The sequence below is a fragment of the Corynebacterium sp. HFH0082 genome, from assembly GCF_000411235.1.
In the GTDB taxonomy this organism is placed as follows: Bacteria; Actinomycetota; Actinomycetes; order Mycobacteriales; family Mycobacteriaceae; genus Corynebacterium; species Corynebacterium jeikeium_D.
The window spans coordinates 299,331-324,087 of sequence record NZ_KE150404.1; the positions used below are offsets into that span (position 1 = coordinate 299,331).

Below are 24,757 nucleotides of genomic sequence, written 5' to 3' on the forward strand. Positions count from 1 at the left end.
GACTGGGAGCTCAAGCATTTTTACTGATTGAGCGGGGATTTTCACTATGAGCGACGCGGACCGGGCACAGCTGCACAGGACTATTTGGAACATCGCCAACGACTTGCGTGGCAGCGTGGACGGTTGGGATTTTAAGTCTTATGTGCTCGGCATGATGTTCTACCGCTTCATCTCAGAGAAGCTCTCCGAGTACATCGATGACGGCGAACGTGACGCCGGAAATGAGGACGCGGATTACGCTTCCCTTTCTGACAAGGATGCTGAGTGGGGACGCACCAGTATCGTCGAGGAAAAGGGCTACTTCATTTTGCCCTCTGAGTTGTTTACGAATGTCTGCAAGCAGGCGGCTGACGAACATTACCGCGAGAACCTCAATGAGCGACTGCAGCAGGTATTCAAAAATATCGAAGCATCTGCAAAAGGCACCGCTAGCGAAAGCGATCTTCAAGGGCTTTTCGACGACATCAACCTGGACAGCAACAAGCTTGGCAACTCGGTCATCGAACGCAATAACAAGATTTACGAGCTGATGAGGCATATCGGCAATATGCCTCTCACCGTTAAAGCCGATGACAACTCCATCGACCTATTCGGCGATGCCTACGAGTACTTGATGGGCATGTATGCCTCTCAGGCAGGCAAGTCCGGTGGCGAGTACTACACGCCGCAGGAGGTCTCTGAGCTGCTGACCCGGATCACTGTGGTGGGCAAGGATAGCGTGAACAGGGTGTACGACCCGGCTGTTGGCTCCGGTTCGCTGCTGTTGAAGTTCAAGAAAGTGCTTGGCGAAGGCGGCGTCCGCGAGGGCTACTACGGCCAGGAAATCAACCTGACCACGTATAACCTTGCGCGCATCAACATGTTTTTGCACGATGTGAACTTCGACAATTTCGACATTGCGCTGGGCAATACACTCACTGAACCTGCGCACTGGGATAACCAGCCGTTTGAGGCAATCGTGTCCAACCCGCCCTACTCCATCAAGTGGGAGGGCGATAACAATCCTCTGCTGATTAACGATCCGCGCTACGCACCGGCAGGCGTCCTTGCGCCGAAGTCAAAGGCTGACTTGGCTTTCACGATGCATATTCTCTCGTGGCTTGCGACGAATGGCACAGCCGCAATTGTTGAGTTCCCCGGTGTGCTTTACCGCGGCGGCGCGGAGAAGAAGATTCGCAAGTACCTGGTGGATAACAACTATGTCGATACGGTTATTCAGCTGCCGCCGGATCTTTTCTTCGGCACCACCATCGCGACCTGCATCATCGTGTTGAAGAAGTCGAAGAAGGACAATTCGGTTCTCTTCATTGATGCCTCCGCAGAGTTTGAGCGCAGTGGCAACAAGAACCGACTGAATGACAAGAACCAGAAGAAGATTCTGGATGCCTTCACTGCCCGAGAGGATGTGGAGTATTTCACCAAGCTGGTGCCCGCTGAGGAGATTGCGGATAACGACTACAACATCGCAGTTTCCTCCTACGTCGAACCCGAAGACACCCGCGAGGTCATTGACATCGTGGAGCTGAATAAGCAGATCGTTGGCATTGTGGAGCGCCAGCGCCAGCTGCGCGAGGCCATCGATGAGGTTGTGGCAGATCTTGAGGGAACCCGCACCGATGTCTGACATGAACGGTGCCATGAGCATGGCGTCTGCGGGCGAGCTGGTGATGTTCCGCACGGACGACGGCGCTACTCGCATTGAGGTACGGCTTGTCGACGAAACCGTCTGGCTCACCCAGGCCCAAATGGTGGAGCTGTTTCAGTCGTCGAAGGCGAACGTCTCCGAGCACATTAGGAATGTGTTTGCGGAAGGCGAGCTTCCCAGGTCAGAGGCAACTGTTCGGAAATTCCGAACAGTTCAACTCGAAGGCTCAAGGGAAGTTTCGCGCGAACGGGAACACTACAACCTCGACGTGATTATCTCCGTGGGCTACCGAGTGAGGTCCCTGCGCGGTACTCAGTTCCGACAGTGGGCGCTAGGTGTCTTGCGCGAATACCTGATCAAGGGCTTCGCCATGGATGATGAGCGGCTGAAAGAAGGCGGCGGCGGAACATACTGGCGTGAATTGCTGGAGCGTATCCGCGATATTCGCTCTAGTGAGAAGGTCATTCATCGCCAGGTTCTAGATTTGTACGCCACCAGCGTGGATTACGATCCACGGGCCGCTGTGAGTAAGCAGTTCTTTGCCACGGTCCAAAATAAGCTTCATTTTGGTGCTCACGGCCACACGGCAGCCGAGGTGGTTTTCGAGCGTTCGGATGCCACAAAGCCAAACATGGGGTTGACCAATTGGAAGGGCGAACGCATCACCAAGGCCGAGGTGGAGATTGCCAAGAATTTCCTTGCCGAGGACGAGCTAAAACGCCTAAATACCTTGGTTTCTGCCTACTTCGATGCGGCAGAATTCCGTGCGCAGATGCACCAGCCGACGTACATGGCGGACTGGATGGATCATCTCACCACAATGATTGCGGCCATGGGAGGCAAGTCCTTGGAGGGAGCAGGAACGGTTTCCCACCGCCAAGCGGTACAGAAGGCCCATGAGGAATACGAGAAGTACAAAACTGTGATGGATGCCCAACCGAGTGGTGTGGAACGGGACTATCTCAAGGAAATCACTGCAGTTCAGAAGCAGATCCAGCAACCACCGAAGGAGCAGAAGTGAACCAGATCGAAAAACTCATCGAGGAACTCTGCCCGGATGGTGTGGAGTACAAACCGCTGGGGTCCTTAGGGGTTCGAAATAAAGGCATTCCGATCACCGCAAAGAAAATGCGCGATATTGCAGACAACACTGGTGATATCAAAATATTTGCAGGCGGGAAAACTTCAGTACAGGCCCAGTCGACATCAATTGAGTCAAAAGGAATAATTTACAAACCGAGCATCATCGTAAAATCTCGCGGCTATATTGGTTTTGAATACTACGACCAACCATTCACACATAAATCAGAATTATGGTCTTACTCAATAAATGAGAATGGGAATATTAATCAGAAATTCGTCTTCTATTATCTAACTACCAAATCTCCACAACTTCAGGAGTACGCACGGGCAACATCGGTAAAAATCCCACAACTTAGTGTTAAGGATACGGACACTTTACCTATCCCCATCCCACCTCTGGTTATTCAGAATGAAATTGTAAAAATCCTCGATACCTTCCAATCGCTGGAAGCGGAGCTGGAAGCGGAGCTGGAAGCGGAGCTGGAAGCTAGGAAAAAGCAGTATGAATTTTATCGTGACCAACTGCTGACATTTACCGAGAGAGAGAGAGTCCGGTGGGCAACATTAGGCGAGGTTTCCCAGCGGGTCAGCTCAGGCGCAACTCCGGCAAAATCAAACAGAGGTTTCTACCAAGGTGGAAAGATACCTTGGCTTCGAACTCAAGAGGTCGTTTTCAACGAGATTTACTCAACCAACGAATTCATTACCGAGCAAGCTGTTGCGCAAACAGGGGCGCACTGGATTCCAGAAAATTGTCTGATTGTTGCAATTTCAGGAGCAAGCGCCGGCCGTTGTGCAGTGAATAAAATCCCACTAACCACTAATCAACATTGTTGCAATATAGAACTCGACGAAACAGCTGTTAATTTTAAGTTCGCTTTCTACTGGACAGCTGCTCACTATGAAGAATTGAAGGCATTAGGACGCGGTGCGCGTTCCGACCTTAATTCCAAAATTATTAAGAATTTCCGAATCCCCATCACTCCCCTTGAAGAACAGCAGCGCATCGTAAACATCCTCGACAAGTTCGATGCACTCGTGAATGACCTCACTTCCGGTCTGCCTGCCGAGATTGAAGCTCGCCGGCAGCAGTACGAGTACTACCGGGATCAACTACTCACGTTTAAGGAGCTTTCGGCATAAACCAGGGAGACGTCGGCGAGTCCCAGCGGGACGCCGGACTTCCCTCGCTCCATCAGGTCAGCGATACTTCCGCATTCATCGCCCACCTCCGGATTGTCAGATTAGGCAGTGTCTAATCTGACAATGATTTCGGTTTCTACAGGGACCTTGACGGATTAGTGAGCCGATACCTGCGCGATCGGCCGTTGCCAATGGCAGTGACAATGCCGGCTTCTACCATGACGTCGATACAGGCCTTCACTGTGCCGCGGGAGCTTCCAGACAGAACCATGAGGTCACTTGTAGCGATATCCCCAACCTCACACAGCCACAACATCGCTGCTTTCTGGAGTTCATCCTGATCGGTGGTGAGGTACCGCGCAGGCAAGAATGGCGTCGGTTCAGCTTTGCGCAAGATTGCTCGGCATGTTTCGCCAAGCACCCACACTCCAGCATGGGGGACAATCAGCGGTTCACCCAGTACCGTCGTTTGTCGGGCTGCATCCAGGGCATTGTGAGCCGATTCAGGCCCGGCTTGCAGCCCACGCGCTACTTCCGCAACCGTGACAAATGGGCGCTGAAAAAGTAGATACAACACGATTGCAATGCGGTAATCTTCCTGCCGTGCTTGCGGGATTATCCTTGACATCAGCTCAAGAACGGGCAGCACGGGACTGCCCCCCACCAAAGTCGTTTCCACAAACGGGCCCGCTACTTCTTCAATGGTGGGCGGCCGATGCCCCAGGGCAATCATCGATTGGTACATGCGATCCACCCCAACACCCTGCTTGTCTACGAGCCCAATTGCGCGATACACATCAGCCAGAGCGGGGTAACGAGCAGAACGGTTACTTAACACATTGTTTTCGGTGATTGCTCCTGGAAAACCACCGGGGCTTCGCACAATCAAGGTGCTGTCGAGCTCAATCCATCGCACATCAATGGCTTCGCTTCGATTCCAATCGCGGTGAATCATGGCATTTAGCATCGCCTCACGCACTGCACCGCGTGGAATCTCTGGCACTGGCTTATGTACGAACCCCTCCACCACAGTGTTGTTTTTATTCACCACATTCAGAGCCTGCTCTATGTACGCAAGCTGCTCAAGACACGACTTCTCAGGTTCCGGCACCACTCTGTTAAGCACCTGACCACCGTGAACATCAAAAATGCTGAGCTCAATAACCGTACGCCCTGCCGAAGTAAATAGCTGCTTTCCTGCCATTGATAGGAATCCATTGGCATCAAGAGCACCAATGCCGTGCAGCACTTCTTGGTCGGTAAGCTCGGCAAACACTGGGTCCCATTTCCTGGCCAACGCCAGGGCACCGGGACGGACATCGGAAAGTGTTGCGGCACTAACCTGCGCCATTGAATCAAAGCCGTCCTGCGCACGCCGATACTCCCACCATTCCGACCGGTCCACCGGCTTGCACGAATCACCAACACGCCAACGCAGCCTGTTCCCAGTATCTTCAACGGGTTCAGAGGCTGCCGCAACATAAATGACAAGCACTCGCTGGCCCTGCACACGCTTTTCGACAACATCGGGCGCAATATCAATCCGGCTATAGATAGCCTGCCGCAACCAATCTATGTCCAGTTCGGTACCGATAATCCGCCCTGTTTTATCCTCGATTCCAACAATCAAGGCACCGCCACCAGGAGTATTGGCCATGCAGGCCACTTCGTCGGCAAGTTTGTCGGCAGCTGTCGGATTCTCCGACTTACCAGGTTCAATCTGGGAACCTCTACGTCGGCCAGCTTCCTCTTTGAAATCAATCGACTGGGTCTCTTTGGTTTTACGCACACAATCGTCGATTGCCGACTCCAAAATAGCGTCAACTTGAGCTATCAGCTGCTCCCGGCGAACTTCCATTCCCGGCAAAGTCGGAGCCACAGCGAACCACCACCTGGGGATTGTTAGATTAGAGCCCCCTTATTCTAACAGTGGTTGTGGTTTTTGTGGGAACCTTGGTGGATTAGCTGCACCACCCCGTGTTACCCCGGACTCTCTAAGATAGAGACTCATAAAAGTAACGCTTCAAATTAACACTATGGAAAAGGTGCTGGCAGCATGAACCAGGACGGCGTCGGCAAGCGACGAGTAACCAAGTACGACCCGATCGCTGTCGGTGAGCAGAGCACCGTCGTCGCGGAGTACCAGGCCGAGGAGCGCACCTCGGAGGACTACCAAACCGAGGCGCAACTGGAGCAGGAGCTCATCGACATCCTCCAGTCGCAGGCCTACGACTACCTGCCCATCCACAGCGAAGCAGACCTCGTTGCCAACCTTCGCCGCCAACTAGAAACCCTCAACCACGTCACCTTCAGCGACGCGGAATGGGAACGGTTCTATCACACCTGCATCACCAGTGCCAACGACGGAATCAAGGAAAAGACCCGTCGCATCCACGAAGACCACATTCAGGTTCTTACGCGTGACGACGGCACAAGCAAAAACATCCGACTGCTGGATAAAGCAAATATCCATAACAACCGGCTGCAGGTCATTAACCAGTACGAGGTGGAAAAGGGCGAAAGCGGTGCGAAACACTCCAATCGTTACGACGTCACCATCCTGGTCAATGGCCTTCCCATGGTGCATATCGAACTCAAGCGTCGTGGCGTAGAGCTGCGTGAAGCCTTTAACCAGATCAGGCGCTACCAGCGTGACTCTTTCTGGTCTGGCGACGGTTTGTTCGATTATGTGCAGCTGTTTGTCATCAGTAACGGCACGCTGACCAAGTACTACTCCAACACCACCCGTGAACTGCACATCAAGGAAACGGGAGGAAAAGGCCGCCCAGCACGCGGTGCTAAGAGCTTTGAATTCACATCGTGGTGGGCTGACGCAAACAACCAACCCATCCGGGATCTTGTTGGCTTCACTAAGACATTCCTGTCCAAGCACTCGCTTCTCAATATTCTGACTAAGTTCTGCGTCTTCACCGCCGCGGAAGAACTACTGGTGATGCGCCCGTACCAGATTGTCGCTGCTGAGAAGATTCTGCAACGAATTGAGATTTCCAATAACTATCGTGAACGCCTTGGCACCACGGAGGCCGGCGGCTACATCTGGCACACGACCGGTTCGGGGAAAACCCTCACCTCATTCAAGACAGCACAGCTGGCTAGTAAACTCTCGCATGTCGATAAGGTCCTTTTTGTCGTCGACCGCAAGGACCTCGACTACCAAACCATGCGTGAGTATGACCGCTTCCAAAAGGGTGCTGCCAACTCCAACACCTCGACCGCCGTGCTGAAGAAGCAGCTGGAAGACGACGATGCGGCCATCATCATCACCACAATTCAGAAGCTGTCGAACTTCATCGCAGGCAACAAACACCACGATGTCTACAGCAAGCACGTAGTCATCATCTTCGACGAATGCCACCGCTCCCAATTCGGTGACATGCACACTGCCATCACGAAGGCATTCAAAAAGTACAACCTCTTCGGATTCACCGGAACGCCCATCTTCGCCGACAACTCCACCAGCGGCACCAAGGCCAACCTCAAAACCACCGAGCAGGCTTTCGGCAAACGACTCCACGCCTACACCATCGTTGACGCCATCACCGATAGAAATGTCCTGCCCTTCCGGATTGACTACGTCAACACCATCTCGGTTGGAAACGTTAAAGACAAGGAAGTCACAGGCATCGACACCGAAGGCGCACTCCTGGCGGAACCACGCCTGAAAAACGTCGTCGACTACACGCTCGAACACTTCGCGCAGAAAACGAAGCGGGAAACCTTCTACGAACACCGCGTTGTCGAGAACGTATCCGCCTCAGCAAAGGCCCGACACCGCGGTCGCATTAAGGAAATAAAGAAAAATCAACGAGTTCGTGGCTTCAATGCTATCTTCGCCACCGCTTCTGTTGAGGCTGCCTACACCTATTACAACCTCTTCAAAGAAGCGCAAGCGTCACTGCCGGAAGCAGAGCGGCTGAAGATCGCCATGATTTACTCATTCGCGCCAAATGAGGCCGAAAAGGATGAGTCACCGACGATTCCGTCGTCAAGCGAAAAGAAAAACGCTGCGGCAGCTACTGCCGTGGCCGACGAGACAGGCTTGCTCCGTGAAGAAGGCATGGAGCCCGAGCAGCTACCCAAGGTTGCGCGCGATTACCTGGAAGCGGCGATTGCCGACTACAACGGATATTTCAAGACCAACTACGACACCTCAGCCGAGAAATTCCAGAACTACTACAAAGACCTCTCCCTGCGAATGAAGAACAGGGAAGTCGATATGACCATCGTGGTCAACATGTTCCTCACCGGGTTCGATGCCACCACCTTGAACACCCTGTTCGTCGACAAGAACCTGAAATACCACGGGTTGATTCAGGCGTTCTCGCGTACCAACCGAATCCTCAACTCAGTCAAGACGTACGGCAACATTGTCTGCTTCCGAGACCTCGAAGATGCCACAAATGAGGCGCTGCGGCTCTTCGGCGACACCGATGCGCAAAGCGTAGTGCTGCTCAAGCCCTACGCTGAGTACTTTGCGGAATACGCCGAGCTAGTGAATCAGCTGCTCCAGGAATACCCGCTGGATAAGGTCATTGTTGGCGAGAAGGCGAAAAAAGAGTTCATCAAGCTTTTCGGCGCGATTCTGCGTGTCCAAAACATCCTGACCTCCTTCGACCAATTCGCCGATGACGCGCTGCTGACGCCTCGCCAGGAGCAGGACTACCGCAGTATCTACCTCGACCTGTTCGCGGAATTCCGTACTGAAAGCGACGGGGAACGGGAGTCCATCAACGAAGATGTGGTCTTCGAGATGGAGCTGATTAAGCAGGTAGAGATCAATGTCGACTACATTCTCATGCTCGTCGAGCAATACCGCGAAACCCACGGCAGTGACGAGAGAGAAGAAATTCGTGCCCAGATTTCTCGCGCTGCAAACTCCAGCCCATCACTGCGGAACAAGCGCGATCTGATTGAAGAATTTGTCAACACCGTGAGCCTGACACAGCCCGTTGACGAGCAGTGGGAAGAATTCATCAGGACCAAACGCACGGAAGAACTCAATGCGATCATCACTGAAGAAAAGCTGCGGATGCCCACTGCGCAATCTTTCATTGAAGAGGCGCTGACCACCGGCATTGTCAGCACGCTTGGCACCGGAATTGTTCGAGTTCTTCCGCCAATGTCGCGGTTTACTCCAGGTAATGAGCGCGAGAAGGTCAAGACGCGGGTGCTGCAGCGCATCCAGGCCTTTGTCGAGCGCTATCGGAACTTGGGGTTCGCGCAGGATGATGGAGAGGCGGCTTGATGGTTGCGGACGGGCGTAACGATTGGGCCTTCACATGGCAGACCGTTACCGCCTCGCTTCCGCGAAGCTGTGTTTAAAAATACTTATGTAATTACCCCCGGTTTCTCCCATAACCGCAGGTGAGAGACTACGGCAAGTTAACTTTCTCCCCAGTACCCCTCAAATCACCCCCGGCAATCCGGCATTCGTTATAGAGTGACGCACGACACTTTACGACGAATCTGTGAGGTAAAAACACATGACTTCCGCCACCATTCAGCCGGGCGGCGAAGCCTTCATCTACGAGGCAATTCGCACCCCGCGCGGCAAGGGCAAGAAGGACGGCTCCCTCCACGAGGTACGCCCGGTATCACTTCTCGTCGGCCTCATCGACGAAATTCGCAACCGCTTCCCGGAGCTGGATGAAGAACGCATCAGCGACCTCATCGTTGGCTGCGTCAGCCCGGTCGGCGACCAGGGTGCGGACATTGCCCGCACCGCAGCACTCACCGCAGGTCTGCCGTACCGCACCGGCGGTGTCCAGATCAACCGCTTCTGCGCTTCAGGCCTCTCCGCCATCAACTTGGCTGCTCAGAAGGTCCGCTCCGGCATGGACGAGCTCGTCCTCGCCGGTGGCGTCGAATCCATGTCCCGCGTGCCAATGATGTCCGACGGCGGCGCAATGGCAATGGATGCACAGGTCTCGTTCGCAACTGACTTCGTCCCGCAGGGTATCTCCGCTGACCTAATTGCATCGCTTGACGGCTTTGACCGCGAGTCCCTCGACGAAATGGCAGCACTCTCCCACGCCCGTGCCGCAACGGCTTGGTCTGAGGGTCGCTTCGACCGCTCCGTCGTCCCGGTCAAGGACGCTAACGGCCTGACCATCCTCGACCGCGATGAGACCATCCGCGAGGGCGTCTCCGCAGAGTCCCTGGCCGGCCTGCGCGCAGCCTTCACCATGATGGGTGAGCAGGGTGGCTTCGACGCAGTTGCACTGAAGAAGTACCCGCAGCTCGAGCGCATCAACCACGTCCACCACGCAGGTAACTCCTCCGGCATCGTCGACGGCGCTGCACTGACCCTGGTTGGTTCTGAGAAGGCCGGCGCAGACATGGGTCTGACCCCACGCGCACGCGTTGTCGCCACCGCCGTCAATGGTGTCGAGCCGACCATCATGCTGACCGGCATCGAGCCGGCGGTCCGCGAGGCTCTGGCCAAGGCAAACCTGATCGTCGACGATATCGACGTGTGGGAAATCAACGAGGCGTTTGCCGCCGTCGTCAAGCATGCTCAGCAGAACTTGGGCATCGACTACGACAAGCTCAATATCAACGGTGGCGCAATGGCCATGGGTCACCCGCTGGGTGCAACCGGCGCCATGATCACCGGCGCTGCAATCGACGAGCTGCACCGCACCGGTGGCCGCTACGCACTCATCTCGCTCTGCGTGGCTGGCGGTATGGGTGTTGCAACCATCATCGAGCGCGTCTAAAGCAAACCGGAACGAAACTCACAGCGACAATTACCGCGGCCACACCGCGATAACCACAAAGGACTGACTGATTTATGAGCACAGATAACATGTTCCGGTGGGATCAGGACGACGCCGGAATCGTCACCCTCACCATGGATGACCCGAACGCACCGGTCAACACCATGAACAAGACTTTCCAGGACGACATCCGCGCCACCGTGGAGCGCCTGGAAAACGAAATTGGCGACGGCTCTGAGACCTCCATCAAGGGCATCATCATCACCTCTGCGAAGAAGACCTTCTTCGCAGGCGGTGACATCAAGCAGATGTCCAAGGCCACTGAGGACGATGCAGCTGACATGTTCAACATGGTCGAGGACATGAAGGCCTCCCTGCGTCGCCTGGAGAAGCTCCCGGTGCCGATTGTTGCCGCCATCAACGGCGCAGCACTGGGCGGCGGCCTCGAGGTCGCGCTGGCTGCTAACCACCGCGTTGCGGCTGATGCCCGCGGTTCCAAGATTGGCCTGCCAGAGGTCACCCTCGGCCTGCTGCCGGGTGGCGGCGGTGTCTCCCGCGTCGTTCGCATGCTGGGTATTCAGGACGCGCTGATGAAGGTCATTCTGACCGGCGCTCAGATGAACCCGGGCAAGGCCCTCGCAGCTGGCCTCGTTGACGAGGTTGTTGCTCCGGAGCAGCTCATTGACACTGCTCGAGCATGGCTGACCAGCGAAGATGCCAAGGCCACACAGCCGTGGGACGAGAAGGGCTTCAAGATCCCGGGCGGCGACCCGAAGACTCCTAAGTTCGCAATGAACCTGCCGTCCTTCCCGGCAAACCTGACCAAGCAGCTCAAGGGCTCCCCGATGAAGGCTCCGCGCCTTGCGATGCAGGCTGCCATCGAGGGCTCTCAGGTCGACATCGACACCGCACTGCGTATCGAGTCCCGCTACTTCACCGAGCTGGTCACCGGCACTCAGTCGAAGAACATGATGCAGGCGTTCTTCTTCGACCTCAATCACGCTCAGGGCGGCGGCTCCCGTCCGCTGCAGGCTGACGGCACCCCGTACCCGAAGCGCGAGTTCAAGAAGGTTGCCGTTGTCGGCGCCGGCATGATGGGCGCAGGTATCGCCTACGTGTGTGCAAAGGCTGGCATGGAAGTTGTCCTGAAGGACATTTCCCTGGAGAACGCCGAGCGCGGTAAGTCCTACTCTGAAGGTCTGGAGGCCAAGGCTCTCAAGCGCGGTCGCACCACTGAGGAGAAGTCCGCAGCGCTGCTGAACCGCATCAAGCCGACTGAGTCCTACGACGACCTGTCCGATGTCGACCTGGTCATCGAGGCCGTCTTCGAGAACACCGACCTCAAGCACAAGGTTCACGCCGAGATCGAGGCCGCAGTTCCGGAGACCTGCATCCTGGGCTCCAACACCTCCACCCTTCCGATCACCGAGCTGGCTTCCCACGTCAAGCGTGAGAAGGACTTCATCGGCCTGCACTTCTTCTCCCCGGTGGACAAGATGCAGCTGATTGAGATCATCTCCGGCGACAACACCGACCCGGCAATCCTCGCCGCTTCGCTGGACTTCGCTGTTGCAATCCGCAAGATTCCGATTGTCGTTACCGACTCCCGCGGTTTCTACACTTCCCGCGTCATCGGCACCGTTATCAACGAGGCCCTGCGTATGGTCGCTGAGGGCTACGACCCGGCCATCATCGAGGCCGCTGGTCGCCAGGCCGGTTACCCGGCACCGCAGCTCCAGCTTGCCGACGAGCTGAACCTCAAGCTCATGGAGAAGATCGCTGGCGAGACCCGCGCTGCCGCCGAGGCTGCAGGTCAGACCTTGGACGAGGGCGGCGTACCGGCTTTGGTCGAGGCCATGCTGCACAAGTTCGAGCGCCCGGGCAAGCTCGAGGGCAAGGGCTTCTACGAGTACGTCGACGGCAAGCGCTCCGGTCTCTGGCCGGGCCTGTTCAACGAGCTCCGCGAGGAGCTAAACATCACCCCGATCGCTCCGGAGGACACCGACCTGCAGGAGCTGGTTGACCGCATGCTCTTCATCGAGGCCATCGAGACTCAGAAGTGCGTCGACGAGGGCGTTCTGCTTCACGACGCCGACGGCAACATCGGCTCCATCTTCGGTATCGGCTACCCGGCCTGGACCGGTGGTACTCGCCAGTTCATTAAGAACTACGACGGCGCCACTGTTGTCGACCCGGCCGCAGCTCACCCGGAGCGCCGCGGCGTCGCGGGCTTCGTCGAGCGCGCCGAAGAGCTGGCCGCTAAGCACGGTGAGCGCTTCAACGCTCCGGAGTCCCTGAAGAAGTAGGACTACCCCGAGCGCACCCCGGTTGCTGGAATTGTTCCAGTAACCGGGGTTTTTCGCCTTCGAGGCCACGTCAACGGCGTAGCACCGCTGAACGCACCAGCGCGCCAACCCCAATTCGGCCTACCCGTTAAACTGCGCACATGGCTAGAAACGTCGCTGATCTGCCCACCGCACTGCCTGAACTCGCTATCGACCAGCAGGGGTTTGATGCCCCATCGCCGCAGCTGGTCATGCTTAACGACGAGCTCGCGACCCAACTCGGCCTCTCCCCGCAGTGGCTTCGCTCGGAGGCTGGCCTGAAGTTCCTCACTGGCCACGGCGCCGATCACGGAGTCGGCCAGGAAACCGATACCCCACTCGGCGCATACACAACCCCGATGGCCACGGCCTATGCCGGCCACCAGTTCGGCAACTTCGCAGGCCTACTCGGTGATGGTCGCGCGCTCTTGCTTGCCACAGTTGAGGTTGAACCGGGGCTGACTGGGCTGCACTGTCCGCCTAACCAGCCCGACTGCCCCAAAGAGACAACCCACAGCGACAACACCCAGGCCTACGAGATTCAGGCGAAAGGCACCGGCCCCACGCCCTTTTCCCGTGGCGGTGACGGCAAAGCCACGCTGACCTCCGCGCTGCGGGAGTACCTCATCAGCGAAGCCATGTATGCGCTCGGCATCCCCACCACCCGCGCGCTGGCGGTCATCAAAACCGGCGAAGAGATTTACCGCGGCTCGCAAACCCCATTCGACAACACCGACCCCACCACCGAACTTCAACCGGGTGGCATCGTCGTGCGCGTAGCATCCAGCCACCTGCGAGTTGGCACGTTCGAGCTGGTCGCTCGCTCCGGAACGGACACCGGAATCATGGATCGGCTCATCGAGTTCGCCGCGCAGCGGCATGGCTACGAAGGTTCGGCGGAGTCGGTTCTCCGGGACGTCGTCAAGCGGCAAGCCAATCTCGTTGCGGCGTGGTTGGCCTGCGGTTTTGTTCACGGCGTGATGAACACCGACAATGCCAGCATCGCGGGCGAGACCATCGACTTCGGGCCGTGTGCGTTTCTGGATGCGCACGACCCCCGGGCGGTGTTTAGCAGCATTGATCGAGGCGGTCGATACGCGTTCGGCGCGCAGCCGACGATTGCCGGGTGGAATATGTCGAAGCTTGCGGAGACTTTGCTACCGCATTTCGCAGGCACCCCGGAGGAAGCCCTCGCACGCGCCCGCGACATCCTGGGCGAATTCGCCGACGAATTCACCGATGCGCTCAGCCGCAGGTGGCTGCCCAAGTTGGGGATTCTCCCCTCGCTTTACGACGACCCGCTGGCCATCCCCCTGGTGCAGCAGTGGCAGGCGTTGCTGGCGAAGTTTGGGCTCGACCATACGAATGCTCATCGGGCGCTGATTGAGGTTCTGGCCGATGGTGATGGGGATACAGTTGCTGCGTTGGCTGCGCTGACCAGGCTGACCGCTGATCCTGCGTTCCCCGCCGCCGCGGCTGAGTGGGGGCAGTTGTGGAAGCGGACGCGGAAGGAGCTGGGAATCGACCGGACGACGGCCCTGGCACTTATGGAGGAAACGAATCCGCTGTATATTCCGCGAAACCACCTGGTCACGGAAGCGTTAGCGGCGGCAGGGGCGGGGGATCTGACCGACTACCGGCACCTGCTGGAGGCGGTAACCAACCCCTTTGAGTCGCAAGACGTCCCAGCGGGGTTCACGGAGCCGGCACCGCGGGAGTTGGGTGCTTTCCACTCGTACTGCGGGACTTAATGCGCTGTCTCTCCGCCTCCTTCAAAGTCCACTTCCTCTTCCAAAACCCACTTCACGACACGGGTGTCACCTCGTGCCAACTGTGGAGGTGGCATGAGGTGACATAGCTGTCGTGAAGTCGCGGATGGGCCCGCGGACGGGCCCAACGCGGGTAGGGCCCTGACTGAGTGCCAGCGGCGCGGAGAACCAAAGGGCAACCCCTGCGGGGGTGCCAGAATGTTACAACGTTGCACCACTGCACAGGATTAACTCCCCAATCGAGGGTAAAAGACACCGTCAAATAAGGGATGATTCGCCTGATTAATACTCATATGTTTTTTGGACTTGTATGGTTAGAGACTGTATTGAACGGTCGTATCCAAACCTTAGAGTCCACCACACCCAAGTTGTCACCACCACCATTGCTTATGCAGGTGGGAGGTGGGTATCTAAGTCATTTGGAGTGAGCCGATCGCCAAATTCATATCGCCTATCTGGCAGAATCTAGAAAGGCTCGCGATGCATAGACCCGTTGCCTCCGGCCCCTTCCACACCCGGCAGAAACTCCGGCGGAAGCTCCGACAGCGAGAGAAGTCCCGTGCCACAAAACTGCACGCAACAACGCTCAGCGGAAAAGGAAAGTTCACGCTGCATGTCCGCCAGATCCTGGCGGCTTTGCTGGTAATCGCCTTGCCAGGAAGCGCGCTCGCTGCCTGCAGCACTGACCAGCAACAGGTCGGCGCGGGGTTCATTGTGGTCCAGAACTCCGAGCCACAGTCGCCGCTGTACACCACTGACACCAATGAAACCGGTGGTGGCGATATCCTCCGCATGCTCTACTCGGGTCTGGTGCGCTACGACACCGACGGCTCGATGATCCTGGATCATGCGGCAGAAATTAAGCCCAACGAGGACTCGACTCATTTCGACATCACGCTGAAACCGGGCTGGACCTTCCACAACGGCGAACCAGTCACCGCGCAGAGCTACATCGATGCCTGGAATTACGCTGCCTACGGACCGAACCTGCAGAAGCAGCAGTCCTTCTTCGCCAACGTGCAGGGTTTTGATGCTGTTTCGGGAGAAAAGGCCACGGAGAAAACACTCTCCGGCCTGAAAAAGGTCGATGACCTGAGGTTCACCGTGGATCTGACCAACCCAGATTCTTCCTTCCCGCTCAGCCTCGGCTATGTCGCGTTTATGCCGCTGCCGAAGGCCGCGTTCGAAGACAAGAAGGCTTTCGGTGAACACCCAATCGGCAATGGACCGTACAAGATGGCCGAAGGCCGCGCTTGGCTGCACAACAACCAGCTAACTGTGGTTCGCAATGATGACTTCGCCGGTGAGCACAAGGCCCGTAACAACGGCCTGGTATACCGCTTCTACTCGGACGTGGACACCGCATACGCAGACCTCCAGGCAGGCCGCCTGGACACGCTGCCACGCACAATTCCACCAACGGCTCTCGCCAGCTTCCAAACCGACTTCCCCGACTCCAGCGCAAACGTCCCGACCTCCTCTTCGCAGTACTTCGCAATTCCGCGAAATCTGCCAGGTTTTTCGGGTGAAGAGGGCAAGCTTCGTCGTCAAGCGATTTCCATGGCGATTGACCGGAAACTAATCACTGAGAAGATTTTCTTCGACACCCGCACCCCGGCGCGCGAGTTCAGCTCGTTGACGCTCGGCGACCTTGACCCGAACGTACCTGGCCAAGAGGTGCTGGAATACAACCCGAAGAAGGCCCGCCAACTGTGGGCCGAAGCCAACAAAATTGCGCCGTTTACCGGCTCGTTCGACATTGCCTACAACGCCGACGGAGGACACCAGCAGTGGGTCGAAGCGGTGACCAACATGATTGGCGAGACCCTCGGCATCGATTCCCACGGCAAGGCCTACCCGACCTTCAAGCAGCTGCGCGATGAAATCTCCAACGAGACCATCACCAGCGGCTACCGCACTGGCTGGTCAGCGGACTACCCGTCAGTGGCCAACTACATGATCCCGCAGTTCGTCACCGGTGGTTCCTCGAATGACAACCACTACTCCAATCCGGAGTTCGACAAGCTGATTCAAGAGGCGGCCTCGGCAAAGAGCCCAGAAGACGCTAAGCCGATTTACGTCAAGGCTCAGTCGGTGTTGATGGAAGATTTGCCTGCAATCCCGCTGTGGTACCCGAATGCTTCGGTGGCGTGGAATCCGAAGCTGCGTAACCCCGTGGTGATGTGGGACGGCATTTTGGACTACCCGATGATTGAGAAGGACTAGCACCATGGGTTGGTACATCGGAAAGAGACTCCTGCAGATGGTGCCGGTTTTCTTCGGTGCCACACTGCTGATTTATGCAATGGTCTTCGCCATGCCAGGCGACCCCATCGCTGCACTGGCTGGTGATAAGCAGCTGCCACCGGAGCAGGTCGCAGCACTGCGCGCTCACTACCACCTGGATGAGCCTTTCCTCGTCCAGTACTGGGAGTATCTCAAGGGCCTATTCACCCTGGATATGGGCGAGACCTTCTCCGGCCGCTCGGTCGGCGAGGAAATTGCGCTGGCCTTCCCTATTACGATTCGCCTGGCGCTGATGGCCGTTGCCATTGAGGCCATTTTCGGCATTGGCCTCGGCGTTATTGCCGGCATGCGCAAGGGCGGATTCTTCGACTCCACCGTTCTGGTGATGTCCCTGCTGGTTATCGCAACTCCGACCTTCGTGCTCGGCTTCGTGGCCCGCTACCTCTTCGGTGTGCGCTGGGAGATTGTCTCCCCCACCGTTGGTAGCGATGCCTCCTTTACTTCCCTGCTGCTGCCGGCATTCGTGCTGGGTCTCGTCTCGGTTGCTTATGTTCTGCGACTGACGCGCTCCGAGGTTTCGTCGGCACGCCATGCTGACTTCGTACGCACTGCCCGCGCCAAGGGCTTGCCAACCTCTGAAGTCACCCGCCGCCACATCTTGCGCAACTCGCTAATTCCCGTTGTGACCTTCATCGGCGCTGATCTCGCTGCTCTGATGGGTGGCGCAATTGTCACCGAGGGCATCTTCAACGTGCCCGGTATCGGTGGCCTGATCTTCCACGCCGTCCAGATTGGTGAAGCTCCCACCGTGGTCAGCATCGTGACCATCCTGGTGGTTATTTACATGTTCGCCAACTTGCTCATCGACTTGCTCTACGCAGTCCTGGATCCGAGGATTCGTTATGCCTAAGCCAGATTCGACGCAGTTAGATTCGACTCAGCCAGAAAAGCAGGCCAACACCGTGCATACCGGCACCGCCCAGGCAACGAACCCCGACCACAAGCAGTTGCCGGATACCCCGCCGCTGGGGCTCTGGGGTTCGGCCTGGCAGAACCTGCGTTACCGCCCACTGTTCTGGGTTTCCGCATTCATTATTTTGCTCTCCATCGCAGTGGCCGCATTCCCGTCGCTGTTCACCTCTGTGGACCCGACGGCGGCAAACCTGCGTGACTCGCTGGCCCCAGCCCGCGACGGCCACCCGATGGGCTTCACTCAGCAGGGCTACGACGTCTACGCCCGTGTCATCTACGGTGCCCGCGCCTCGGTCATCGTCGGCATCGGCGTCACCCTGGCCGTGACCGTGGTGGGCATCATCCTCGGTGCCATCGCTGGCTATCTCGGCGGTTGGGTCGATGCGGTGCTCTCTCGCATCACGGACATGTTCTTTGCCATCCCCCTGATTCTCGCCGGTATCGTGCTGATGCAGCTGTTTACCGAACGCACCATCTGGTCCGTGGTCTTCGTGCTCGCTGCTTTCGGCTGGCCGCAGATGGCGCGCGTGGTGCGCTCCTCGGTGATCTCAGTGAAAAACGAGGAATACGTCACCGCCTCCAAGGCGCTCGGTCTGTCCAGCACTGGCATTCTCTTCCGCCATGTGCTGCCGAACTGCCTCGCCCCTGTCATCGTCATGGCCACGACCTCACTGGGTATTTACATCGTCGCCGAGGCCACGCTGTCCTACTTGGGCATTGGCTTGCCGACGACCACCGTTTCCTGGGGCAACGACATCTCTGTCGCACAGCAGGTGCTCCGCCAGGCCCCGTCCAACCTGTTCTGGCCAGCACTCGCCCTGGCGATTACCGTTCTCGGCTTCATCCTCATGGGTGACGCTTTGAAGGATTCTCTCGACCCGAAGGAGCGTCGTCGATGAGCACCGACACCAATACTTCCGCAGCGCCCATTCTCACCTTGAAGGATGTCTGCATTGGCTTTCCGACGACCACAGCGTCCGGCCGCCGCAGTAAATCGTTGACCGATGTGGTGCATGACGTCGACCTGGAGATTTTCCCCGGTGAGACGGTCGCCATTGTTGGCGAATCCGGCTCGGGTAAATCCACCACTGTCCATGCCGCGCTGGGGCTCCTGCCCGGTGATGGCGAAGTCACCGGGGGCACCATCACCTTTGATGGCCGCGACATCACGCATCTGACAGACCGCGAGTTTGTCAGTATCCGCGGTAGCGGCATCGGCTTGGTCCCGCAGGATCCGATGACCAACCTGAATCCGGTGTGGACCGTCGGCGCCCAGATTACCGAGGCGCTGCGCGCAAATAACATCGCCACTGGCTCCGAGGCCCACAAAAAGGCGATTGAACTGCTGGAACAGGCTGGTCTTCCCGATGCCAAAAAGCGCATCGACCAGTACCCACACGAGTACTCCGGCGGCATGCGCCAGCGCGCGCTTATCGCGATGGGCTTGGCCGCGCACCCAAAGCTGCTGATTGCCGATGAGCCCACTTCCGCTCTCGACGTGACCGTGGCGAAGAAAATCCTCGACCACCTCGACAAGCTCACTAGCGAACTCGGCACGTCCGTGGTGCTTATTACCCATGACCTCGGCTTGGCTGCCGAGCGCGCTGACCGACTCGTCGTTATGCAAGCAGGACGTGTCGTGGAGACCGGCCCTGCCCTGCAAGTTCTCACCCGCCCGCAGCATCCATACACCAAGCAGCTAATCGCGGCGGCTCCATCGCTGGCTGCCCGGCGCGGTGATCGCGTGGTGGCGGCGCCGACGACATCGGATGCGGACCAGAAGGAGATTCTGGTCGCGAAGAACTTGGTGCGCGACTTTGCCATCCGCGGCGACCGTCCGTGGCGCAAGGATTCCTTCCGCGCCGTCGATGACATCAGCTTTACGCTGCGTCGCGGTCGCACCATTGGAATCGTGGGCGAATCCGGTTCGGGCAAGTCCACTGTCGCCAACATGGCGCTGGGGCTGCTCGATCCGACCGAAGGCGAAGTGCTTTTCGACGGCAAACGCGTCCAGGGCCGGAATCGTAAAGAGGAGCTGGAGCTGCGGCGTCGCATTCAGCCGATTTTCCAGAACCCGTATGCGACGCTGGACCCGATGCGCACGGTGCATTCCTCCATCGAGGAGCCGCTGCGGATTCACAAGATTGGCACCAAGAAGGAGCGTGAGCAGCGCGTATTCGAGCTTCTCGACCGCGTCGCACTTCCCGCGGAAATGGGGCGCCGCTTCCCCGGTGAGCTGTCGGGTGGTCAGCGTCAGCGTGTGGCGATTGCGCGTGCGCTGGCGCTGAATCCTGAGGTTGTGGTCTGTGACGAGGCCGTTTCCGCCCTCGACGTGGTGGTGCAGGCGCAGGTGCTCGAGTTGCTGGCTGAGCTGCAGGAAGAGCTGGACCTGGCCTACCTGTTCATCACGCATGACCTCGCGGTGGTGCGCCAGGTAGCCGATGAAATCATCGTGATGGAGCACGGCAAGATGGTGGAGCACCGTCCGACCGATGATCTCTTCGACCACCCGGAGAAGGAGTACACGCAGCGCCTGCTGGATGCCATCCCGGGTGCGTCGTTGGATTTGGAGCTGTAGCTGGGCAGCGCCACCTGCCGCCGCCCGCACACACAGCACTTCACGACACAAGCGTCACCTCATGCCAGCTGTGGAGGTGGCATGAGGTGACATGGGCGTCGTGAAGTCGCGGGAGGGGAACGGAGGGGAACGGAGCGGACCGGGGGGCGGCGCGGGGAGCGGCGCAGAAACGGGGACCGGGAAAGGCAGCCGACTGCTACTCCTCGCCCAGCACCATGCGGTAGCCGACCCCCACCTCAGTGCGCAAGTACTTGTTGTGAGCCTGCTGGGGTTCGATCTTGTGGCGCAGCTGGGAGATGTAAACGCGCAGGTAGTTGGTCTCTTTTTCGTACTGATCACCCCAGACGGCCTTTAGAAGCTCCAGCTTGGTCACCAACTCGCCGCGATGCTGCACCAGATAGACCAGGATATCCCACTCGCGCGGGGTCAGATGCACGAGCTCGTCCGCCACGAGAACTTGTCGTTTGGCCAGGTCAACCACTAGATGACCATCTGCGGAGGTCACCTTCGGCACCTCTTCGACCACGACTTTGCTGGCACGCCGCATGGTTGAACGCAGCCGAGCCAGCAATTCCCCCATCGAGAAGGGCTTGGTGACGTAGTCATCGGCCCCTTCGTTCAGTGCGTTGATTTTCCCCGCCTCGTCGTGACGCGCGGAGACAATCAGCACTGGAATATCGCTCCACCTGCGCAAAGAACGCAACACTTCCAGCCCGCTAACATCGGGCAAGCCCAGATCCAGGAGAACGGCGTCGGGCTTCCACTCGCTGACCGCGGCCAACGCGCGCGTAGCCGTTTGCGCGACACGTGGCTCGTAACCGCGGGCATTTAAACTGACAAGCACAGTGCGGGCCATGGCGACATCATCCTCGACAATGAGGATCTTTCGTCCGGGTTTGTCACCAGCCTGACCTGTGAGTTTGCCTGAACTGAGGTTCATGGAATCCTACTTTCTCTCGCCCATTGCGCGCGGCAAAGTCAGCACGAAGGTGACACCGCCGCCGGGTGTCTGTTCGGCGCGGATGGCGCCTCCCATAGCGTCGGCAAAACGCGAGGCGGCGGCAAGGCCCAGGCCAAGACCTTGGGATTGTGCCGAGTAGTCGCCAAGGCGTTGGAATGGTTGGAAAATCTCCTCCAACTTATCCTCCGGGATGCCCTTACCGTGGTCAATGATCAAAATGTCTATGCACGCGCTCGCAGCGATGGCTCCCAGCGAGCCCATGACGGGCATGTCGGCGGGACCGCGCACACCTCGCTCGCTGGGCCGCGTACGAATGGTCAGGTTCGACTCCGGCGCATATTGGCGACCGTTGATGACGATGTTGGAGACAATGCGCTGGATAAGTCCCGGATCGCCTTCCACCATGCAGACGTCACGGTCAATATCGCGGTCAATGTGACCTGCGGCTTCCGGCAACTCCGCGCATACGGCATCCACGACATCGGAGACGCTAACCGGCACACTTTCCACCCGCTTGGTGCTGGAGTCGATGCGGCTGGCATCGAGCAAGTTGCCAATGACCACTTCTAGTCGGTCCGCGGAACTCTCGATTGTCTCCATGAGGATGAGGCGCGTTTCGTCGTCAAGCTCGACGTCCTCCATATTCATGCTGGAGATCGCGGCCTTGATGCTGGCCAGCGGTGTGCGCAGGTCGTGTGAAACGGCGGTCAGCACCGCACTGCCCACGCGGTTGCCTGCCTCGAGGGCGGCGGTGGCGCGGCGCATCGCGGCGATCTCCTCCATGTCCATGAGCGCCCGGATGCGGGAACCGTGAGCCGCAATCATGGCGGTCTCCGCGGCGGTGAGTTCGCGCCCGCTGAGCACAAAGCGCAGATCATCGCCGGAGCTGACCTTGGTCATCGGCAGCTCTGTCGTCCATGGTTCGGACAAGCCGTGTTCTGCGGTGGTGACAATGGTCAACCACTTCTTGCGCTCTGAAGAGTAACGCTGCACGTCCACACGCTCCATCGAGAACGTATCCGCCAAGCTGTGGACCAGGTTGGACATGTTGTCGCCATCGTGGACGACACCGTGTGCCAACTCGGACATTACGACTGCCTGATGCAGACTCCTGTCCGCCATCTCTCGGCGGCGCTCGGAACGTTCCACCACCGTCGCCACAGCCGCGGCAATCACACCGAAGAGCAGGATTTGCGCCAAGCTAGCCGGCTCGGTGATGGTCAGGGTGTTCACCGGAGCGGTGAAGTACCAGTTCGCCAGTATTGAGGCGACCGCCACTGCCGCCAGCGCCGGCACCAATCCTGCCGCCATCGCGGCGAAGACTATCGGCATCAGGTAGGTCAGCAGCAGCACGCCCAGGAACTCCGGGCCGGTGTCCAGCTGGTAAAGCAGCAACGTCAACAGCACTGGCCCCACCAGCGCCAGGAGCCACCCCGTGATGCGTCGCTCCTTGGAAAAGCGAGAGCGCAGTTTCTTGCGCCGCTTAGCTTTCTTCTCTGAGCTCGAGGAGATGATGTGCACATCGATAGGCCCGGCCTGATCAATGATGCGCTGGGAAGTACTCAACCCCACATAGCGTCGCAACCCCAGCTCCGATCCGATGACCAGCTGCGATGCATTCACCGTGCGGGAGAACTCCAGCAGGATGCCCGGCACATCATCGCCCACGATGGTACGCCACTGCCCACCCAGCGACTCGGTGAGGTCCTGCAGTTTTCGCAGTCGACGCAAGTAGCCGCGGTCGAGGCCATCGTCATCACCGGTAATGTGCACGACAATCATCTCGCGGCCGGCCACGCGACCGGTCATACGAGCACCGCGACGAATCATGGCCTCGGCGTTGTTGTCATCACGCACCGCTACCACCACACGCTCGCGGGTAGTCCAATGATCGTCGATCTCCTCATCTTCGCGGTAGGAGTCCAGAACCTCTTCGACCTTGTCGGCCAGCCACAGCAGTGCCAGCTCACGCAGGGCGCTGAGGTTGCCGGGTCGGAAGTACTTCCGCAGCGCCAGTTCCGCTTGCTCCTTGCGGTAGATTTCGCCGCGGGACAGTCGGATACGCAGGGCATCCGGGCTTAAGTCGATGAGCTCAATCTCGTCCGCATCGCGGAGGACACGGTCGGGCACCGTCTCCATTTGGCGCACGCCGGTGACGGCCGCAACGACGTCGTTAAGCGATTCCAGGTGCTGGATGTTCATCGTCGAGATGACATCGATGCCTGCGTCGAGAAGCTGGTAGACATCGTGCCAGCGCTTGCGTTGCTGAACGAACTCGTTGTCCGGCTCATCGGTGACGACGGTGTGCGCGAGCTCGTCGACGAGGGCGACCTCAGGATGCATCTCGATAATCGCATCAACATCCAGCTCACGATAGGTGTTGCCTCGGTAGGACACCTTTCGGCAATCCAACACCGGCAGGCCTTCGATGAGCTTCTTCGTCCGCTCGCGACCGTGGTGCTCCACCAGCCCAACGACTACCTCGTGCCCGCGGGAGTACAGATCGTGCCCCTCGCTCAGCATGGCGCACGTTTTGCCCACGCCCGGGGCAAACCCCAGGTAGACCTTCAGTTTTCCTCGCTTGGCCATTTCTTACAGACCTTTACTTGCCTTACCTTGCCCGATCGCGGGATGCTTACTGTCCGTCTGTCAGGGCGGCGTTCAGCTTTACGACGTTGACCAGTCGCCCACCATCCTGCGAGCCCTGTTCCGTCATTGTGTTCTCACTATTTTCAGAGATTAGACGCTCCACCTCAGCCTGTGGCAGGTTTCGTTCCTTAGCCACACGGGGCGCCTGCAGCTCGGCGTATTTCTGGGAGATGTGCGGGTCCAAGCCGGAACCGGAAGCGGTAACTGCCTCGATTGGAACCTGCTGAGGATTAACACCTTCTCGCGCTGCAACGCCCTTGCGACGCTGCTCAATCTCAGCCTGGAACTCCTTGTTGCAGGGCGAGACGTTGGATGCCGAGGACGACATTGCGTCATAGCCGTTATCGCCAGCGGCGGACGGGCGCGGGTAGAAGAAGCCCGGCTTCGTCACCTCCTGGGCAATCAGCTCCGAGCCCTGAATTTCACCCTTTGAGTTGTAGATCAGCGACCCATCGGCATTATCGGACCAGATGCGTCCCACTGCCCAGATGGCAGCTGGGTAAAGCAGGCCGAGAACCACCGTGAGCAGCAGATACGCCTTGATTGTGGTGGATATCAACCGAAAATTCTTGTTCATGTCCTTCTCAATTCTTTTCCGTCCTGCGGGACCGTGAGTGCGGGCCCCTTGGTGCGGGACTGTAGGTAC

The 24,757-nt window shown here is 58.1% G+C and carries 15 protein-coding genes; 11 read left to right on the top strand and 4 right to left on the bottom strand.

Annotated elements, in window-relative coordinates; translation table 11 throughout:
• The first annotated feature begins 46 nt into the window (after nt 1-46).
• From HMPREF1206_RS01300 to HMPREF1206_RS01310, 3 genes are read left to right on the top strand one after another with little or no spacing between them, the layout of a single operon-like run.
• Nucleotides 47-1,624, top strand: a complete 1,578-nt coding sequence (locus tag HMPREF1206_RS01300) for a type I restriction-modification system subunit M (protein ID WP_016421601.1) — start codon at nt 47-49, stop codon at nt 1,622-1,624.
• A complete protein-coding gene (locus tag HMPREF1206_RS01305) occupies nt 1,617-2,666 on the top strand; it encodes a virulence RhuM family protein (protein WP_016421602.1) in 1,050 nt (349 codons plus the stop codon). The genes HMPREF1206_RS01300 and HMPREF1206_RS01305 overlap by 8 nt, the downstream gene beginning before the upstream one ends.
• A complete protein-coding gene (locus tag HMPREF1206_RS01310) occupies nt 2,663-3,871 on the top strand; it encodes a restriction endonuclease subunit S (protein ID WP_016421603.1) in 1,209 nt (402 codons plus the stop codon). The genes HMPREF1206_RS01305 and HMPREF1206_RS01310 overlap by 4 nt, the downstream gene beginning before the upstream one ends.
• Before the next feature lie 136 nt (nt 3,872-4,007).
• Here HMPREF1206_RS01310 and HMPREF1206_RS01315 read toward each other — a convergent pair whose 3' ends face one another.
• Entirely contained in the window at nt 4,008-5,729 is a 1,722-nt protein-coding gene (locus HMPREF1206_RS01315; RefSeq protein WP_042388976.1) for a DUF5635 domain-containing protein, read from the bottom strand.
• A 198-nt stretch (nt 5,730-5,927) separates the two neighbouring features.
• Between HMPREF1206_RS01315 and HMPREF1206_RS01320 the strand changes: the two genes are divergently transcribed.
• From HMPREF1206_RS01320 to HMPREF1206_RS01355, 8 genes are all read left to right on the top strand, one after another.
• Nucleotides 5,928-9,137, top strand: coding sequence for a type I restriction endonuclease subunit R (locus tag HMPREF1206_RS01320; RefSeq protein WP_016421605.1), 3,210 nt, complete (start codon nt 5,928-5,930; stop codon nt 9,135-9,137).
• A 238-nt stretch (nt 9,138-9,375) separates the two neighbouring features.
• On the top strand, nt 9,376-10,611 hold the full coding sequence (locus HMPREF1206_RS01325) for an acetyl-CoA C-acetyltransferase (RefSeq protein WP_016421606.1): 1,236 nt from the start codon (nt 9,376-9,378) through the stop codon (nt 10,609-10,611).
• Between the two features lie 74 nt (nt 10,612-10,685).
• On the top strand, nt 10,686-12,917 hold the full coding sequence (locus tag HMPREF1206_RS01330) for a 3-hydroxyacyl-CoA dehydrogenase NAD-binding domain-containing protein (protein ID WP_016421607.1): 2,232 nt from the start codon (nt 10,686-10,688) through the stop codon (nt 12,915-12,917).
• A 140-nt stretch (nt 12,918-13,057) separates the two neighbouring features.
• On the top strand, nt 13,058-14,686 hold the full coding sequence (locus HMPREF1206_RS01335) for a protein adenylyltransferase SelO family protein (protein ID WP_016421608.1): 1,629 nt from the start codon (nt 13,058-13,060) through the stop codon (nt 14,684-14,686).
• Between the two features lie 498 nt (nt 14,687-15,184).
• Nucleotides 15,185-16,930, top strand: a complete 1,746-nt coding sequence (locus tag HMPREF1206_RS01340; protein ID WP_016421609.1) for an ABC transporter substrate-binding protein — start codon at nt 15,185-15,187, stop codon at nt 16,928-16,930.
• A 4-nt stretch (nt 16,931-16,934) separates the two neighbouring features.
• Complete coding sequence (locus HMPREF1206_RS01345; protein ID WP_016421610.1) at nt 16,935-17,861, top strand: ABC transporter permease; 927 nt, start codon at nt 16,935-16,937, stop codon at nt 17,859-17,861.
• Nucleotides 17,854-18,822 (top strand): ABC transporter permease, encoded by a 969-nt coding sequence (locus HMPREF1206_RS01350; RefSeq protein WP_016421611.1) that lies wholly within the window; start codon nt 17,854-17,856, stop codon nt 18,820-18,822. The genes HMPREF1206_RS01345 and HMPREF1206_RS01350 overlap by 8 nt, the downstream gene beginning before the upstream one ends.
• Nucleotides 18,819-20,501: an ABC transporter ATP-binding protein gene (locus tag HMPREF1206_RS01355; protein ID WP_016421612.1), complete on the top strand. Its 1,683-nt coding sequence runs from the start codon at nt 18,819-18,821 to the stop codon at nt 20,499-20,501. Before HMPREF1206_RS01350 ends, HMPREF1206_RS01355 begins: the two co-directional genes overlap by 4 nt.
• 196 nt (nt 20,502-20,697) lie before the next feature.
• Here HMPREF1206_RS01355 and HMPREF1206_RS01360 read toward each other — a convergent pair whose 3' ends face one another.
• From HMPREF1206_RS01360 to kdpC, 3 genes are read right to left on the bottom strand one after another with little or no spacing between them, the layout of a single operon-like run.
• A complete protein-coding gene (locus HMPREF1206_RS01360; protein WP_016421613.1) occupies nt 20,698-21,441 on the bottom strand; it encodes a response regulator transcription factor in 744 nt (247 codons plus the stop codon).
• Between the two features lie 6 nt (nt 21,442-21,447).
• Nucleotides 21,448-24,051, bottom strand: a complete 2,604-nt coding sequence (locus HMPREF1206_RS01365) for an ATP-binding protein (protein WP_016421614.1) — start codon at nt 24,049-24,051, stop codon at nt 21,448-21,450.
• A gap of 46 nt (nt 24,052-24,097) precedes the next feature.
• A complete protein-coding gene (gene kdpC, locus HMPREF1206_RS01370) occupies nt 24,098-24,688 on the bottom strand; it encodes a K(+)-transporting ATPase subunit C (RefSeq protein WP_016421615.1) in 591 nt (196 codons plus the stop codon).
• Nucleotides 24,689-24,757 lie beyond the last annotated feature (69 nt).